Raw genomic sequence first — 16,511 nt, 5'->3', positions numbered from 1 at the left:
TAGGTTGTTCCTGCCAGCTGTTAACGTGTGTAGTATAAAGCAAAAGCCCGGGAGGAAAAGAGCTATCAGCGCAGAGTGGGGCGATTCGTCCCTGAATCACCGGCGTAACAACGTTCAAGAGGCTTCTGTGTCGGCATCCTTGTCGGCACTGTCTTCAGTTGCCTTATCCTTACCTTTCGCTTTTGCTTTCGCTTCAGGCAAGACAGACGTTTCTGTAACATTTTCAGAGGGGGCACCAGTCGGCCAGTCACCAACAGGATAGGGGCGCGCTTCACTGTTAAAGGTCAGGTAAGTCATGATTTGGTATATGTAGGTGCTCAGACTTTGTCCGAGGGTTAACAGCTTTTCATTCCTGGAACTGGTTATCAGTACCGAGAGGAATTGGAAAAAAATCACGACACCGATAATGATCTCGGTAACCCAGTAGATAATCACATACATGAGCATGTATAGAGCGCGTACCCAGGTGGTCGTTTCTTTCAGGTTTTTCTTTATATTATCGTCCATTACCCTCTCCTCGGTTAATGTTACTAATACAGTATATTATCGCCTTGTGCAAAACCAGCATCATATATAAAAAATCTTGTAGAAAATGCCTGTGATATGTCGCCCAGTACAATGGCCTTTCACAGGCATTCGCTTGCTGGCTGTCCTGGTACCAGCCAGTAGAGGTTTTAACCAATACTGACAAAACGGGCATCGGGCAGCAGATTGAAGCGTGTTTTTGTTGCGGCCGTGTAAGCGCCCATTTGATGGCCGATGATCAGGTCACCAATTTCCAGTGCTGGGAGCGCGATGCCCTCATCAACGACATCAATGCTGTCGCAGGTGGGGCCAGTCAGCACACTTTCCGTTAATTCACCCTGCTTTAATACCTGCAAGGGATAAATCGTGTGGTCATAGATCTGGCCACTGTAGGAACCGTAGACACCATCATCAAGATAATACCAGGGGTTGCCGTTGCGAACGGCCTTACCGATCACGGTGGTGATACTCGTCACGGCCGGGGCAACCAGGTAACGCCCCGGTTCGGCTAGCAGGTGCCAGTCTGTGGGCAATGCATTGAGGGCGGCGCGAATCGGCGCGCAGAAGGCATCAATATCGAAACCCTCCAGCAGGTAATCGGCAGGGAAGCCGCCACCGATGTCGAGTGTCGCCAGCGGTGCCTTGGCCTGTTCGTTCACCTGTAGCATCAGGGCATGGCAGCGTTGAATGGCTTCAACGTGCTTGTCCGGTGTTTTGCACTGCGAACCAACGTGAAAAGACAGCCCCTTCACATGCAGGCCCAGTCGCTCAGCTTCCTGTACCAGCTCCGGCACATCGCTCTCTACGCAGCCGAACTTCTTTGACAAATCGACTACGGCACTTTCACTGCGGAAACTGACACGCAGTAACATACCGACACGGTTGCGGTAGGGGACGAGTTTTTTTAATTCCTCGAGATTATCGACGACGAAGGTGGTCGAGCCGAAGCGCAGGGCATCACGGATATCCTTGTCGCGTTTGATCGGATGGGTATGAATGGTGCGGCGGCCGGAAATCTTCAGGCTTAACAACAGTTCCAGTTCGCCCGATGAGGCCACATCAAAGCCTGCCTCGAGTTCATCGAGGGTTTGCAATACATCGCTATGCGGCAGGGCCTTTATCGCATAGTAGAGGCTAACGCCGGGCAGGGCGCGCTCGAGTTTTTCATATTGCTGCCTGAGTACACGGCGATCAAAAATTAATAGTGGTGAACCATAGTCTTTCACCAGGCCTTGCCAGTGCGCAGCCTCTTCGGCGGTGGCACCAAGAATAAGTTTACGATTGGCCAATGGGTTTAATTCCCGTTTAGTGCATTAATAAGATACTGCGGCAAGGCGAACGCCGCCTGGTGGATAGCCGGATTATAGTAGCGTGTCTTGAATCCAGCCTTCTCAAAGCGTGCCTGCAGCGTGGCCAGTGGCGTGTTTCTCAGCGCGGTGTTATCTGTGCCCCAGGCAAAGGTCATAATGCCGCCATAATACGTTGGTATGGATGCACCATAAAAGGTTGTGTCGCTAAAATGCTTGCCCATACGCTGGTAGGTGTTAATGAGTTCATCCTGCTGGAAGAACGGCACACCGTTTTGTGTGGCGATAACGCCGCCTTCGTTCAGGCGTGTCTTGGCCAGGCCATAAAAGTCTTCGGTGAACAGGACCTCGCCGGGGCCGATGGGGTCGGTGCTGTCGCTGATGATGACATCAAACTTTTCATCACTATTACGTACGAAGTCTATGCCGTCGGCAATAACGATATTTGCACGCGGGTCATCGTAGGCGCCCTGAGAGTGCTTGGGCAGATATTGCACTGACATATCGATCACGGCCTGGTCAATCTCCACCTGTGTGACCTCTATGCCATCGTGACGCAGTACCTCACGTAACATGCCGCCATCACCACCACCGATGATCAGGACTTTTTTTGCATTACCGTGTGCAAATATCGGCACATGCGCCATCATCTCATGGTAGATAAATTCATCGGCCTCGGTGGTCTGTACCACGCCATCAAGGGTCATCACGCGGCCAAGCTGGGCGTTGTGGAAAATCATCAGGTGCTGGTGTTCGGTCTTCGACTCAAAATACATCTTATCAATACGGAATTCCTGACAGACCGCATCGTAAAGTGTCTCTTTGAAATTTTTCATGTCTGCCACGCGCCTCTTAACGGAAAGCCAGTCTATGCCCCACTAATCGATCAGCAGTCGGGCAGGGTGAATTTTCGCGCATTGTAAGTGTTTTCAACCAAAACACAATACAATACCGGCCACTGAGGCCGTGCTCAGGCCCCTTTCGGGCGGAAGGCCTTGATTACCGATTCATTACACTCCAGGTAGGGGCCCTCGATGAGGTCAATACAGTAGGGAATCGCGGGAAAAACGGCATCCAGGCATTCGCGGATCGACTTCGGTTTGCCCGGCAGGTTCACGATCAGGGCCTTGCCGCGGATGCCGGCCGTTTGGCGCGAGAGGATTGCCGTCGGCACGTATTGCAGGCTGACCTGGCGCATCAGTTCACCAAACCCTGGCATCATCTTCTCGCAAACCGCCTCGGTGGCCTCCGGGGTCACGTCACGGGGCGCGGGGCCGGTGCCACCGGTGGTCACTATCAGGCAGCAGCCCCCGTCATCGGCCAGTTCGATCATGGCCTTTTCAATATCGGCCTGGATATCCGGGATCACCCGGTACAGCGGTTCCCAGCTCGAGGTCAGGTAATCATTGAGGGTGTCGATAATTGCCTGGCCGGAGATATCTTCGTAAACGCCGGCACTGGCGCGATCAGAGGCAGTGATGATACCGATCTTGATGGTCATGGGCTGGGCCTGGTTAAGGAATTGGAACAGCTGCTTATTCTAGCGCAGGGCGGGATATTCACAAGGGGGAGTTCTGCCCTGTATAATATCGGGTCTGTAACGCGAATAGGTAAACTAGGCCATTGCCTTGAGTTCGATCCAGAAGGTACTGCCTTGCCCGCTAGTGCTGTCTACACCAATTGTCCCCCCCATCATTTCAATCAGATGACGGGTGACCGCCAGGCCAATACCCGTGCCTTCAATACCCACCGCCGTTTCAAGCCGCTCGAAGGTTGTAAACAGGCGCTGTTGGTCTAGCGCTGAAATACCTGGCCCGGTATCACGAATCGTGAGGCGTATATGCTGGTTACTGGTCAATGCTGCATCCAGGTAGACAATACCTTGCTCGGAGTTGTACTTGATGGCATTTGCGAGGATATTGATAATGGCCTGTTTGAAGCGCAGACGATCGGTCTTCAGCCGAAGCGCGGTGTCATGAATGTTATTTCTTATCGTGATCCCCTGTTTATGCGCAAGGGGCTGCACCATGTTGATACATTCCTTCGTAAGTGCATTCAGTTCGAGTTCAACCGGCTGGAGTTCCAGGCGTCCTGACTCGATGCGTGCGAGGTCAAGAAGCTCGTTTATCAGGTATAACAGATGTTGCCCGCCGGTGATGATTTCATTGACACTCGTATGCTGGTTGGCACTGAGTGGCTCATCCTGGTCATATTCGAGCAGTTGTGAGAAACCGAGAATCGCGTTCAGAGGCGTGCGCAGTTCATGACTCATGCATGATAGAAACTCGGTCTTGGACTGGTTGGCAGCCTCGGCAACATCTTTTGCGGTTTGTAGCTCAGAGGTTCGCGACTCGACCAGTGCCTCGAGTTCGGCCTCGCGTTCTTCTGTGGCCTGTTCTGCAGCCTTACGGCTCGAGATATCGCGCACCACCATGACGTGTGCGCCGGAGGTATGGCCGTTAATTTCATGCAAGAGGCGTGCACTCACCTCCACAGGGAAGAACCGTCCGTCACGGGCCGTACAGAAAGCCTCCTCATTGAGGCCGAGAAGGCCGGCCGAATCGATGCCTTGCAGATTGAGTACGGCGTCAAGTGGTTGGCCACGCACGGCGGCAACGGTGTAACCGGTTAATTGCTCGGCTGCCTCGTTCATGTCTATCACGGCGCCATCCACGTCGCAGCTGATGACGCCATCGGCAATCGAATGCAACACCGTTTCGGCATATTCCTTCTCGCGAAACAATTGTTGTTCGGAGCGGGAAGTATGGCGAACGATGTAAATGCCAATCGCTATCCCGGCAAGGATAACGACCCCGGCCATGGAAATAATCACATACAGTGAGCTGCGTAGCTCGTGGCCGGCATTTGCTACGGCCAGGTCTGTCTGCTCATGCTGCATGGCCTGTAACTTGCCGGTATAGGCGTAGTTTTCCCGTTGCAAGGGGATGGCTCGGGTGACCAATACCCGGCGTGCCTCGTCGAGGCGTTCCTGTTCCATGAGTTCGATAATATCGTTCTGCGAACGGCCCACTTCGAGTGAGTTAGCGTGTGCCGTGTTCAGTAGCGTGCGTTCTTCCGCACTGAATTGACTTTCCAGCAGGGCGCTGCGGGCGATAACAAATTCGGCGCCGTAGCGGTTGAATCGCATGAATTCCTCATCACGTTCAAACGGGTCATCCATGTTCAGCATCTGGCTCAGTGTGATCGAGCGGTTGCGGCCGGCCAGGCGCATGTTATTGAGCAGGTCGTTCTTCAGGTTATTGCTGGTTATCACCTGTTCAATACGCTGGATACCCGAGCTGATTTGTATGGCGGCAATAGCGGTAAACAGCATGACAAGGCCCAGCACGATACCAAAGGCGGTTACGAGGGTGGTTTGGGTGGTACGAAATGTCATCCTGGAACTCCGTATTTAGATCTCTATTAATAGCGGCTGCCGTGTCCTGACCTTGAGGTGTTACAAAACGTTATACGACACGGATGTATGCATAAAATACATAGGCTTACAGAGGTTCCGTAGAGCGCGAGGCATTAATCTTGACCAGGCAGGGCATGGCGCGGCAGAGGCGGTGATGATGCTGTTATTGATGGTCATGGATAAAACCGGGCTAAAGGGGTGGAATAGGGATGCTATTCTAACGTAAGCCAGGTTTTTCACAAAGATGGCTTAGCGAGGAAGAGGGATTTTGCCTAGTTTAGTCGCCGCCGCAGCCGCCATCACTATCAAAAAAGCCATCAAAGAACCTACGCGAATCAGCGGGCTTTCAGAATCTTGTTATGCTGGATACTAGTCATATCTCGCAGACTCCCAGGCATGGATGGCGTGCATCCGGGTCTCACCCCAATGATAGCCGCCAAGTTTCCCGCTTTGTTGAATGACGCGATGGCAGGGGATAAGGAAGGCCACCGGATTTGCGCCAATCGCCGTCCCTACCGCGCGGGCGGCGCGTGGCCGGCCTATCCGGGAGGCTACCTGGGTGTAACTGGTCACGGTTCCCGGCGGAATCTCCAGCAGGGCCTTCCATACGCTTACCTGAAAATTCGTGCCTGAAACATGCAAGGATAATGGCCGATCCCGTTTCGGTTCCTGGCCAAACATCGTTTCGATAATAGCCCTAGTGTCCTGGTGGTTTTCGCGAAACACGGCATGTGGCCACTTGTCTGATAGCTCAGACTCGATGGTATCGATGTTGGAATAATCAAGAAATGCAAATTTACAGATACCTCTTGAAGTCGTGGCAACAAAGGCCTTCCCAAAAGGGGTGTCATGTATCGCATGTTCTATGGTTAAACCTGCACCACCTTTTTTATATTCACCGGGCGTAACCGCTTCCAGGTGAACAAAATGGTCATACAAACGTGATCCACTACTCAGCCCGAGGGAATCGGAAATCTCGAGTAAGGGTTTAGACTCGCGCAGTAACTGCTTGGCGCGTTCCAGGGTAAGTGCCTGCAAGAATCGTTTGGGTGTCACCCCGGCCCATTGGCCGAACAGACGCTGGAAATGATACGGGCTCATGTGCAGGTGCGCCGCAATGTCTTCCAGGGTGGGCTGGTCTTTGACACGAGTAGTAATGAAGGAAATTGCCTGCGCTATTCGTTCATAGTCTGACATAGGGTGTATCCTTAGGCGCTCGATAGTAATTTATCATACAGACGACATATTATTCGGGATAAAGCGCTATTACTCGACCCGGATATTGCTATATTGAATGAAATAGTAACGGAACAATGATCAACCAGAGACAATAATTTTCGGGGCTATTTCACCCGTGTGATTTTATATACTACTTCATTTAACAGTCTTCCAGACAGGCTTTTCCTGCTGCCCTCACGAAATACGTCACCACCTAAATACTCCGCTATCTTTCGGCTGGCGATATTGTCCTTGTCTACCGGATAGAGCATATAAGAGAATAAAATATTTTCCTGGGCCCATTTGGCTAAATGGTAGACGGCCTCCCGACCCAAACCCCGGCCATGGGCACTTTTCTTCAGCCAAACACCCAGTTCGGGCGTGTCCGGGCTTGTCTTGCCGTGTAGGCCGCATACACCGAGAAACTCGCCATCGCTAATGCGGGTTATCGCCAGCACCAGCTCATCCTGGTCGTCCATGCCGTTTTGGCTGCGCGCTATAAATGAATCTATCTGCCCTATATCGTCGGGTGACGCCGGCACCATGTAGCGGGTGATCTCGTTTGTGAACTCCCGAAATATGTCCTCGGCAAGATCTGTAGATATCGGGCGTAACAGGACTCGCGGGCCTTTGATCTCGACAGAATGAAAATTCAGTTCTTTTTTTGTTTTCAAGAAACCGCCTCTTGATTGATGGGCCACTCGGCAACGATCCATTGATTTTTAATATTTAACGCGCCAGGCATCATCTTCCAGAACAAGTTTATGCTTTGTGCGAATCAAGCTGCCATCTTGAAGAGAGTACCCGACTGCAACATAGGCATTGCCCTGTGCGTATTTGGTGAGTTGATACGTCAGGCTGTCTAGCTTTATGGGCATCCCCTTGACAGCCTGTCGGGTGACATCATTACGGATGAATGCATTCTGCTGCTCCTTTGATACATGCCCCAAGGCCTCGGCTTGTTTGCCTGATTCGCGGAGCAATATAACTTTAATCATGACATCTAAGGCGGTGCCTGCTTCAGGGATATTGCGGAGGTAATTGACAGGTGCAGTGTTAATCTTTGGTTTTCTGGTGTTACTGACTACGCGCCATACTAGTTCCTCAGACAGCATGCCCTTGGCGTTAACTATCCGGGTATCGTCGACAATATCAAAATACATCCCAAGGGCAAGCTGTGTTCCAATACAAATTTTTCGTTTGTAAATGACCCTGCGCCGATCCGGGTCCTTCTTTATATGCTCATAATCCCATTGCCCCAATTGCCTGGTCAGCGCAGAGAGCCTGTCAGGGATGTTATCGACTCGCGGTAGCGAGACCTGGTCAATTTCCTCGGGAATGCTCTCGCCCTGATAATGTTCAAGTGAATTTGCGAGTATGCGGCTATAAAAGGTATTGGCGTCAATTGTATCGAGGGTTAGGTACATATATTGTGCAACAGGATTATCGTGGTCAGAGGAGTCTGTGAATGGCCCCCTGAAAAACAGATAACGGGTATCGGGTTCAAATATTGATTTGCTGACAAGGACAGGATTACCTAGCAGGCAGGTTATTTTGTCGACGTTATTGGGCAAGCCGGCTACGTCCAGGGGTTCCGTTCGGGGTGGCGTATTCTTGCTGACTATAGCGGGCCCGGTGTCAGAACCCGGTTTGTTTGCAATCAAGTCAGCAGCAAATTCATGATATATGATCAGTGTTGACGCCAGGATTATCCCGATAAGCAATATTATTCTTATATAAGTCATGGCTTGCCTTGCTCTGACCTTTGTTATGATGCCCGATTAACTACTCTAGAGACTGTTCCGCTGCCAGGAGATGCGGGTTTTGTTTTGCATGATTGTATGACGCAGGGTCAAAAAATGGCCAAAGGCTATAAGCACCCGCACCCATAAATCTTTGTTCTTTTTGCGGCTTGCCGAGTAGGCGCGCCAGCCAACCATACCTGAGTGGCCTTACACCCGCATACGGGAATCCTGGCCATTTATATTCTTCGTCCGTATACAGAAACATAATCCACCGGGCCATTCTTGCCTTTGTCTCTCCGGGCAGGGCCCAGTCGCCCTGCAGGGTATGTTTACTGAGGTCGTCATAGAAAGGCCAGATGGAATCGCGTACGGCGGCAATGACAGGGTCATTTGATGAGGGCATTTCATGCTCAAATTTGAAATTTGTCATATGCCCGGTAATAAAATGCCGTAATGCCTCGGCGGCCTTATCCCTTGCCTCTCTGTCGACCATGTTTACACGTTCCCTGCCTTTTAAGGGTTTTCTTGCGAGCAACCGATGCCCGAGAAATCAATAACCCTTGTTAAATAGAATGCCATCGCATTTGGGGCAAGGCGGGACATGCCCGGTTTTCTTCAGATGCACTTCCTGACCACACGCCTGGCAGGTCAACGTGCCGGCGGAGGTCACCTCACCGGTCTTATAAGTAAGCGTTTCTTTTGTTTTAACACTCAGGGAATGCAGCGCATTACTGCTCAATTCCAGCACCGTCGCGAGGGAGGCAAGCGCCCCTGCGCCTAATCGGGACGGGTGAAGCCGCTCTTTGGCCTCTTCACCAAGGTGCTGAGCATCGGCAATGGTCTGGTCCAGGTCGCGGGCGAGGTAGTGTTTCAATTCTTCCCCTTGTGCGGCACTGAACTCCTCGAGTGCGGTCAACTGCTCGTGGGCCTTATCCAGCGCCACGGTCATGGCTTCGCGGCCACGTTCCTTTCCTGCCAGGTAGAGTTCATTGAATTTACTTGCCAGTTTGTCGTACTGCTGTGCCAGTTTGGCCTTATCCAGTTCGCTGATTTCCATGATCGATCTCCTGTAAATGCGGCATAGAAGGCAATGCCGCAACGCCTGGTAGTAAATATTGTTCTCTGGTACCTGTTTATTTTAGCATCAACAATTGTAACTCATCATGTTTCATAATTCGGTTCATCCGGCAGGTTGGGGGGATTGTAGTCCGCCAATTTTTTCACACGTTCTTTGGTGGAAGTATGCACTTTCGCAGATTTGGCTATTGGTCGTACACGTGTGCCAAAGGCCTTCCAGATCCCATCATAGGAGTCGTGTAGTACACCGAGAGGGTCTTTCTTTAACTTTTGAATGGCACTGCTCTTAATTCCCAATCCATGTGAGTATGCATGATCGATCATCCATTGTAAGGCAATATCCGATAAGCCGGTTTCTTTATATCCACCTCCAACATCGGAGTGTACGCCGGAAAACCACGTCTGTGTGACGCGCGACTCGTTATTCCATTTAAGCACCGGGAAGAATTTTCGTTTTTCATCAATCGCCATTGCGTGATAACCCGCAACCACACACTTGGGCAGTTTGTTGTCGTTGAAATCCTCATCGGTTGTGGTTTTTACTGTATCCCACACGCCGAGCATTTCCACCGGGATGTCAAACAAACGCCCCTGGTTTTTCAGCTCCTCAATACTACTGGCATCGCGATTTAAATAAAGTTGCCAGGCTATATTTACATCAGTGGTTTTTGTCGGAATGCCGCACTGTGCGATAAGGCCTGCCAGGCGGCGTGCGGCATAAGAACCACGGCTGAAGCCAAAAATAAACACCTTATTATCTTCTCTTACCCAGTCTGTGTCCGCAAAGCGTTTTCTCAAAAATCTATATGCGCCGAGAATTTGCCGATCCAGCCCTTTTCCATAAACTCCACCGGGTAGTGCCTCCCAGTGTGCCGTTCCGACGCCTTCTTCGTAGTGTGTTATCTGGTCTTTCGAAAGGCAGGCGTTCAATAACTTGGCAACATTGGTGAGTGCGGACTCATCAGTATCATTCCATGTGCCATCGCAACCAATAATTAAATTTCGGACTTTAGCCACTTTATTATCTCCTTCTAATAGTGTTAAGGGGCTGGGTGATATGGTTTTTCGTTCTCATCCTGAGCCGGCTTACCGTCACACCACCATTCAAGGGTCTGCGGCACATATAACCCTATCGAAATGATCGAGGCTAATACATAGAGTGCATTGGTATGACTGCGTACACGATATAAGCCACGACCATTTTCGCATTTTGTTGTCTCGGGCTCGGACCAAACAAAACTGTAAAATGAACCATGTACAGTATGTGTTCCTGATTTTGATGTCGGTGTTAGTTGGCCATCACCTTCAACTGTGGTTGTGGCGCAAGCGGATAGACCGATGATCATGCCGCAGATCAATATTGCTCGGATAGTCTTTATCATAGCTCCCTCTCTTCCCTTAGTGGTATCTATTTCTGAAGATAAACCCAAAGGCTTACCCTTTGTTACTGATCCATTTAACTTATTAGTTGTTCTTTGTTGTTGGTGTTCATTTCAGTTTCTTCGTATAAGTTTTTACTCTGACCCCAAATATTTCCGCAACGCCTGATAACATGAGTCTGAAAACAGGGGTCAAAGTCTGGCCCTTATTCATTCGATTTGTTCGGGATTACGTTGTCGCGCTTGATTCTTTAACAAGCCGCGACTGTTTTCTCCATAAAGGAATAAGCGTGAACAGTTGCCATAACGCTATGGTAGCACCCACGCCCAATAAGCCATATACAATATTCAGGTCATTCAACAAGGGGTGAAAGGCATTGCCCTGGGCGCCAAACATCCCGTACAGCCCCAAGCCTAAGAGTATTGTGCCGGGCGCGCCAATAATCTGTATTTTTACTATTTTTGATTTAATGTGTTTTAGTTGTTCTTCGTTATGGGTGTTCATTTTAGTTCCTTTTTATTGGTTTCTGTGGGGGCACTCAGTTACGGCCACCTTTTATTGTTAAGTGCCTTCCGTAACCCAAAGCCAACAAAAGATCCCATGAGTGCAGGGACCGTAAAAGGGACAAGAAACATCAGGCCCAGAGGGAAAAACAAATTAGCCCCACCACCGCTGTAGAAAAATAGGCTTTTCACAAGACTTCCCAAGCCGAATAGAACCTCACCAAGAAAAATTCCCAAGGGCCATAGCCATGGACTTTCATTACCTATAAACCCTAAAGAAAGCCCCAAGAGACTAACAATAATCCACCCATACGGCGAGTCCCAGGGTTCTATTTTAAACCAGGCAAATACAGCCCAAAACATAAAACCTACGACTACAGAAAGTATAAAAATGTTTCTTTTAGGCATTAGCAGTATCTTTTAATGGTGCTTATGTCGAACTAGTAATAGAATCATCGCATTAAGGAAATAGTCGTTCTATCCGCGCCTCTTTCCCGTAATTGATCAACCCGAACACTAGACGATAAATCAGCCAGAACGGAAGAGCGATCCATAAACCGACCGCGATCGTTGGTGAAATGGTCCCTATTAGCGACGGCGTCTGGTTGATCTCTCTGACTCCAAGGAAAAACAAAAGAGCCCCAACTAAAACGACAGCGATAGCGAAGCCAATTGTCACCAATTGCCATTTTATATGAGAACGGAGCCAATCGATTAAGACGAATTTGCGAATGATGATTAGATAGATTATTGGCACTAGGATTACCGGCGGCATTCCTAGTGCAATTAGATACACGATTATATGAATCACGTACCCCCAAAGAACCAGCTTTTTTTGCCGTGCTTCAGCGATAGTATTAATATCATTCATAGGTTTAAGACACCTCTTGCAACGAGCTTCGCATGTTTATGTTTACAACAAATGGGGTCAGAGCACAGCTGTTGCTTATATTAGAGAAAACTGTGCTCTGACCCCATTTATTACACACTCTAATCGCACCCACCCCTTTCCCTACATCTCCTTCGCAGTATGCTGATTCAATTGGCTCTACCCACAAGTTTATATTCGAAATATTCGACAAAATAGACCATACTTTTTCTTTAGGAACGTCAATGCAAGCTGTCATTTTTAACTTCATAAAAAATATCCTCTTTTATGAAAATGCCTAACGCACGGCTAAGGGGATACGCGCATTTTTCGCGGCCCTTGCTTGAGCCGATTGTTAGGCCACCGAGTAGTTTATGACGATTTTCCTTCTGGCTTCATGATTGTCCCTACCAACGCGCCAGCTACAATAAGTTCAACAAGTATTCCGGCAAACCAACTCCACGCCAGCGACAAAGGAATTGGCATGTACGAGTAAGAACCAAAACCCATGATACCAGCCGCCAGACCAAAGAGCCCACCAAACTTTATACCGGTTGAAAGTGATTTCTCCGTTACAAAGACTCCATAGATCACTACGAAACAGGCAGTATATGCCAAAGTGACAAAGTACATGAGTGGCATGTTCATTTCTTCCATCGGACGCCACAGATGGGCTGTAGCCTCGTATGTAGACTGAAGAAACACGCCATGAATTACAAAGTCGAGAATCGACCATACTATGAATATTACAAAGACAGAAAATAATGTACGTTTCATCATTCAATAATCTCCTTTAATAGGTGACCTAACGACTTAAGTAAGAGGCTTTTAAAAAGCAGAGCGCAGCGTCGCTTTTTAAAAGTTCCAGCGAGTGGTAACGAGCGAGCTTGACTTGCTTGTTATACGTTTTAATCATGTGTCCATTTTCTAGTTTTAGAGGAATAAAATGCTTGACCGATTAAACCTTCTGGAACCGTAAAACCGTAAAGATCAGTTTGCGAATAATACTTGCAGAAACCTATCTCGTAACGAAATGAAAATTTTGGTTTTGTCAGTTCTTTAAGTGAAATTGGGTATTTTCCCGTTTTAGATTTATATTCGTCTATTTGACTTATATATTTAGAACAAAAACCAGCATAGTCCCTGAAACCATTACTAACCAAATAACTAACAAAAGTGATATAACTTACAGTACATACCACAATTATTGCAGTTGTAATTAGCAATATTTTTTTCGATTTGGGTTTCATGTCATTTCGTATAACGTTTGAAACAAGCGGACGACTAACCGCGGAGCAGGGTGGCAGTAAGGCTCGGAAACGCGAGCTTGGTTAATTTGTTATATTTATTAACCATCCTTTTTAATTGATGTTTTAGTTTTTCCGTTCATATATACGTAAACAAGTAGTTGGCCAGATTCATATGCCTTCCTTCGAAACCCGACTAACCAGAAATACTCATTATTTTCACAGCTCAATTGAACCATATCTATGAAAGCGTTACCAACGCTGTAGTATTTTTTTGATACTTTCTGTGCAATTTCTACCGCCTGAATATAGTTTATTTTTGGCTCTCTTGGCTGACAAATAGAGCTTCTTTCGACCTTTGATTTTGCATAAATAATAGAGACTGGCTGGGTTGTCAAAACAAGTATTGATATTATATAAAATATTATTTTCATGGCTCATCAGTTGGTATAAGTATAACGTTTAGCTTAATAGGCGCGACGTCAGGAGCGTCTTGTTATACATTTTCACAAATTGTCCTCCCAAGTGATACAGCCTCTTTCCTTAAGCTGCGAATATCATTTAGCATATCTTTGAAGAATGGTACACCCTGTTCTCCCTTGTATTTCAAAGGTGTGTGTCTATATGGCTTTCCTTTCGTGCTTTCAGGATACTTTAATGCTTGATAATACTCATCCATTGACATGCCACATTCTTCACAAAACTCATTGAGCAATACCGGTAACTTATTCTGAGTAATATATTTCTCAATGTACTGTGACAGTTTATTATTTGAGTAATATGTTTCAAAGCTACTATGAAGATCAGAAAGCTTATGGTTCGTCTTAATTTTTATATCTTCAGCTACTAGAAACCCTTTTAGAAGAACTTCAAGCCCGTGATAAAAATCAAAAAGTAACGGGATTATCAAATTATGATCCGACCATTTAGTTTTATTCAAATAATCATCGAAGGATGGCGTGTAATCGGTAACATTCATCCATATATTACCTTGGCTGATTGTCTCCTCTATTACTGATTCTGTCAGATGAAGATATTGAATGCCTATTGTCCAATATCCTAAGGCATCAGCACATTGTTCATTTTTAGGATGCAAAACGTTTTACCTGAGTCGCACGAACAAATGGAGTCAGAGCACAGTTGTTGCTTATATTAGAGAAAACCGTGCCCTGACCCCACTTACTCTGGAGTGAGTTGTTATATGAAATTATTATCTGCATGAACAGTAATTATTTATTGTGGGCGGCTGAACGTAAGCATTGCGAACAAAGCATCGACAACTTGCCACAGATGGACTTGGACATGTTGCCGTACATGCTGGGGCTGCAATATTTGTAGTTACATACGATGGGCAACTACAACTAGAAGAGCCTCCCTTATTATCAAATCCAGTAGGTGCGAGAGACGCGGATGGCACATAATCGGACACCTCTGTTTTAGCATTGCTTTCAGTTGAATTTGATTTATCAGCAAAAGCATTTGTAAAAAACAATGATGTGCTGATAATCATAATAAATAGCAGTGTTTTATTCTTCATAATATTACCCCCCTTTAAATTACTAGTCATGTAACGCTTTGGGTAACAGGCGCGACGACAGGAGCGTCCTAGTTAACCCAATTGTTATAACCTACATTGGTAATTTCCAATCTGAAGCATATTTTCTAAATTCAGGGGCTTCTGTTTTTGGTGGGACATAATGCTCATCGTCAATTACAAAATTGGCCGCCATTAAGTCTCTCACTCCACCCAACCTCTCTGTAGAGGTTAGCTCTGATGCGACATCTTTAAAAAGAGTAGAAAAATTACCCGATTGATTATTAGTAATGAAATCAGGCAAAGGGACTTTGAAATTGAATTCTGGAAATTGCGGAAGACCTTTTAATGCTGCAACTGAATTATATACTTTCATTAAGAAGCTTCCCTGAATCCCTTGATCAGTTTTAATACCGTACTTTAATCTTAATTCATGCTCTGCTTTTTTAAGCTGCTTTTCCCATTTTTGGATTGATTTGTTCGCCTGAGTAATTCCACCCTCATCAAACCCAATTCGTATTTCTTTTAAAAGCCCTCTTACATCCTGCAAGCATTGTTCATTTTTTATTTCAAGAGCTGTAGATATTATATTTCGAGCGTCACCGGACTGAACAGATAACCAAGCAGAAAATATCGGGATATCTAGTGAAACAGCTGTAGATCTTCCAGTATCAATAATTTCACCTACCGATGATGATAACTTATTTGATAAAGAGCCTACTAATTTTGCTGTAAAATCGTGACCAAATGCGCCCGTCTTTTTAAACCAATGAATTTGATATGCATGCCTGATAGGATGTAGAAAAGTATCAGCTTTTAAATAATTAGCCGCTAAGCTGTAATAAATCGATTTGTAAGCAAGCCAATTCAAGGATGCGATAAACATATCCAAGGCACGGGTTGTGCCACCATGACCTCGGCTAGCTGATTTTGCTTCTTCAGCCATTCTAGCTTTCGTGTATTCTGTCCCATCTGAACCAATGAGTTTAACATCGGTTGACCAAACGCCGAATGTATCCCCAGCATCCGAAAGTTCGTTGTAGATAGCGGAACTCAGTTCGCTATATTTCTCATATTCCGGCGTATTTGGTTGGCCAAGCATTTTCAGTGTTAAATAATAAACGCTCGAACGCAAATCCCAAGTACACACCATATTGAGTTTAAGTAATTCAAGTAATTCTCGGAAATCTGGGTCCGCGAATTCACCTGCACGGATTTCAGGCCGGATTAATTTAGCCTCTGCTTTGGCTTTTTCCGAGAAATTGTCTAACTGATAGTCTTCTGGTGAAATAAATTTTATAAAATCAAATTCTTTTTTTCTTTCTTCCTTGTGCTCTTCTTTGTAATTATCAATGCAAACAAGCTCGTCATAAAAAAGTATCGCTTGAACGAAGTTTTCTAATGCTACAAGATCACCATTTATCGTATCTGGGTTTTTAACGACAACCTGGCCCATGACCCTTTGCACGGCTGTAAGTGATGCATTGTCAATCAGTGCATATGTCATCAGTGTTCCCTGTGGTTATAACGGTTGAACTCAGCGGCGAACGTAGGCTGGCAAGGCTTTTGCTCCGCAAAAGACGTGACAGACAAGTTTGTCCGATGGAGTGATGAAATGGACGCCTCCCTTTTTTAATCGGCATCAATGTGCCATACGTATATGTGACCATTACGTAACAATACATAAAA

20 protein-coding genes are annotated in these 16,511 nt (G+C 46.9%); all 20 read right to left on the bottom strand.

Annotated elements, in window-relative coordinates; genetic code table 11:
• Nucleotides 1-114 precede the first annotated feature (114 nt).
• Nucleotides 115-507 (bottom strand): DUF4389 domain-containing protein, encoded by a 393-nt coding sequence (locus EL386_RS10595; RefSeq protein ID WP_126456039.1) that lies wholly within the window; start codon nt 505-507, stop codon nt 115-117.
• A gap of 167 nt (nt 508-674) precedes the next feature.
• Nucleotides 675-1,814, bottom strand: coding sequence for a type III PLP-dependent enzyme (locus EL386_RS10590; protein ID WP_126456037.1), 1,140 nt, complete (start codon nt 1,812-1,814; stop codon nt 675-677).
• Nucleotides 1,815-1,819: 5 nt separating this feature from the next.
• Nucleotides 1,820-2,668 carry a polyamine aminopropyltransferase gene (gene speE / locus EL386_RS10585; protein WP_126456036.1) on the bottom strand — a complete coding sequence of 283 codons (849 nt, stop codon included), beginning with the start codon at nt 2,666-2,668 and terminating at the stop codon, nt 1,820-1,822.
• 134 nt (nt 2,669-2,802) lie between these two features.
• Nucleotides 2,803-3,333 carry a molybdopterin adenylyltransferase gene (mog, locus tag EL386_RS10580; protein WP_126456034.1) on the bottom strand — a complete coding sequence of 177 codons (531 nt, stop codon included), beginning with the start codon at nt 3,331-3,333 and terminating at the stop codon, nt 2,803-2,805.
• A 114-nt stretch (nt 3,334-3,447) separates the two neighbouring features.
• Nucleotides 3,448-5,229 (bottom strand): ATP-binding protein, encoded by a 1,782-nt coding sequence (locus EL386_RS10575; RefSeq protein ID WP_126456032.1) that lies wholly within the window; start codon nt 5,227-5,229, stop codon nt 3,448-3,450.
• A gap of 390 nt (nt 5,230-5,619) precedes the next feature.
• Nucleotides 5,620-6,447, bottom strand: a complete 828-nt coding sequence (locus EL386_RS10570; RefSeq protein ID WP_126456030.1) for a methylated-DNA--[protein]-cysteine S-methyltransferase — start codon at nt 6,445-6,447, stop codon at nt 5,620-5,622.
• 146 nt (nt 6,448-6,593) lie between these two features.
• Entirely contained in the window at nt 6,594-7,142 is a 549-nt protein-coding gene (locus EL386_RS10565; RefSeq protein ID WP_172597705.1) for a GNAT family N-acetyltransferase, read from the bottom strand.
• A gap of 48 nt (nt 7,143-7,190) precedes the next feature.
• Nucleotides 7,191-8,213 (bottom strand): hypothetical protein, encoded by a 1,023-nt coding sequence (locus EL386_RS10560; protein WP_126456026.1) that lies wholly within the window; start codon nt 8,211-8,213, stop codon nt 7,191-7,193.
• Nucleotides 8,214-8,253: 40 nt separating this feature from the next.
• Entirely contained in the window at nt 8,254-8,706 is a 453-nt protein-coding gene (locus EL386_RS10555) for a hypothetical protein (protein ID WP_126456024.1), read from the bottom strand.
• 57 nt (nt 8,707-8,763) lie between these two features.
• Nucleotides 8,764-9,270 carry a zinc ribbon-containing protein gene (locus EL386_RS10550; protein ID WP_126456022.1) on the bottom strand — a complete coding sequence of 169 codons (507 nt, stop codon included), beginning with the start codon at nt 9,268-9,270 and terminating at the stop codon, nt 8,764-8,766.
• Nucleotides 9,271-9,374: 104 nt separating this feature from the next.
• Nucleotides 9,375-10,307: a DUF2235 domain-containing protein gene (locus tag EL386_RS10545; RefSeq protein ID WP_172597704.1), complete on the bottom strand. Its 933-nt coding sequence runs from the start codon at nt 10,305-10,307 to the stop codon at nt 9,375-9,377.
• Between the two features lie 23 nt (nt 10,308-10,330).
• Nucleotides 10,331-10,672 (bottom strand): hypothetical protein, encoded by a 342-nt coding sequence (locus tag EL386_RS10540; RefSeq protein ID WP_126456018.1) that lies wholly within the window; start codon nt 10,670-10,672, stop codon nt 10,331-10,333.
• A gap of 226 nt (nt 10,673-10,898) precedes the next feature.
• Nucleotides 10,899-11,174: a hypothetical protein gene (locus EL386_RS10535; protein WP_126456016.1), complete on the bottom strand. Its 276-nt coding sequence runs from the start codon at nt 11,172-11,174 to the stop codon at nt 10,899-10,901.
• A gap of 38 nt (nt 11,175-11,212) precedes the next feature.
• Nucleotides 11,213-11,581, bottom strand: coding sequence for a hypothetical protein (locus EL386_RS10530; RefSeq protein ID WP_126456014.1), 369 nt, complete (start codon nt 11,579-11,581; stop codon nt 11,213-11,215).
• Between the two features lie 52 nt (nt 11,582-11,633).
• Complete coding sequence (locus tag EL386_RS10525) at nt 11,634-12,044, bottom strand: hypothetical protein (RefSeq protein ID WP_126456012.1); 411 nt, start codon at nt 12,042-12,044, stop codon at nt 11,634-11,636.
• Nucleotides 12,045-12,413: 369 nt separating this feature from the next.
• Entirely contained in the window at nt 12,414-12,821 is a 408-nt protein-coding gene (locus tag EL386_RS10520) for a hypothetical protein (RefSeq protein ID WP_126456010.1), read from the bottom strand.
• A 128-nt stretch (nt 12,822-12,949) separates the two neighbouring features.
• Nucleotides 12,950-13,291, bottom strand: coding sequence for a hypothetical protein (locus EL386_RS10515; protein ID WP_126456008.1), 342 nt, complete (start codon nt 13,289-13,291; stop codon nt 12,950-12,952).
• Nucleotides 13,292-13,389: 98 nt separating this feature from the next.
• Nucleotides 13,390-13,722, bottom strand: a complete 333-nt coding sequence (locus EL386_RS10510; RefSeq protein WP_126456006.1) for a hypothetical protein — start codon at nt 13,720-13,722, stop codon at nt 13,390-13,392.
• Nucleotides 13,723-13,784: 62 nt separating this feature from the next.
• Nucleotides 13,785-14,384, bottom strand: coding sequence for a hypothetical protein (locus EL386_RS10505; protein ID WP_126456004.1), 600 nt, complete (start codon nt 14,382-14,384; stop codon nt 13,785-13,787).
• Nucleotides 14,385-14,916: 532 nt separating this feature from the next.
• Nucleotides 14,917-16,329, bottom strand: coding sequence for a hypothetical protein (locus EL386_RS10500; RefSeq protein WP_126456002.1), 1,413 nt, complete (start codon nt 16,327-16,329; stop codon nt 14,917-14,919).
• Nucleotides 16,330-16,511 lie beyond the last annotated feature (182 nt).

The sequence above is a fragment of the Sulfuriflexus mobilis genome (assembly GCF_003967195.1).
In the GTDB taxonomy this organism is placed as follows: domain Bacteria; phylum Pseudomonadota; class Gammaproteobacteria; order AKS1; family AKS1; genus Sulfuriflexus; species Sulfuriflexus mobilis.
Note: the sequence above shows the minus strand (reverse complement) of the source record. Positions and strands in the feature narration are given on the sequence as shown.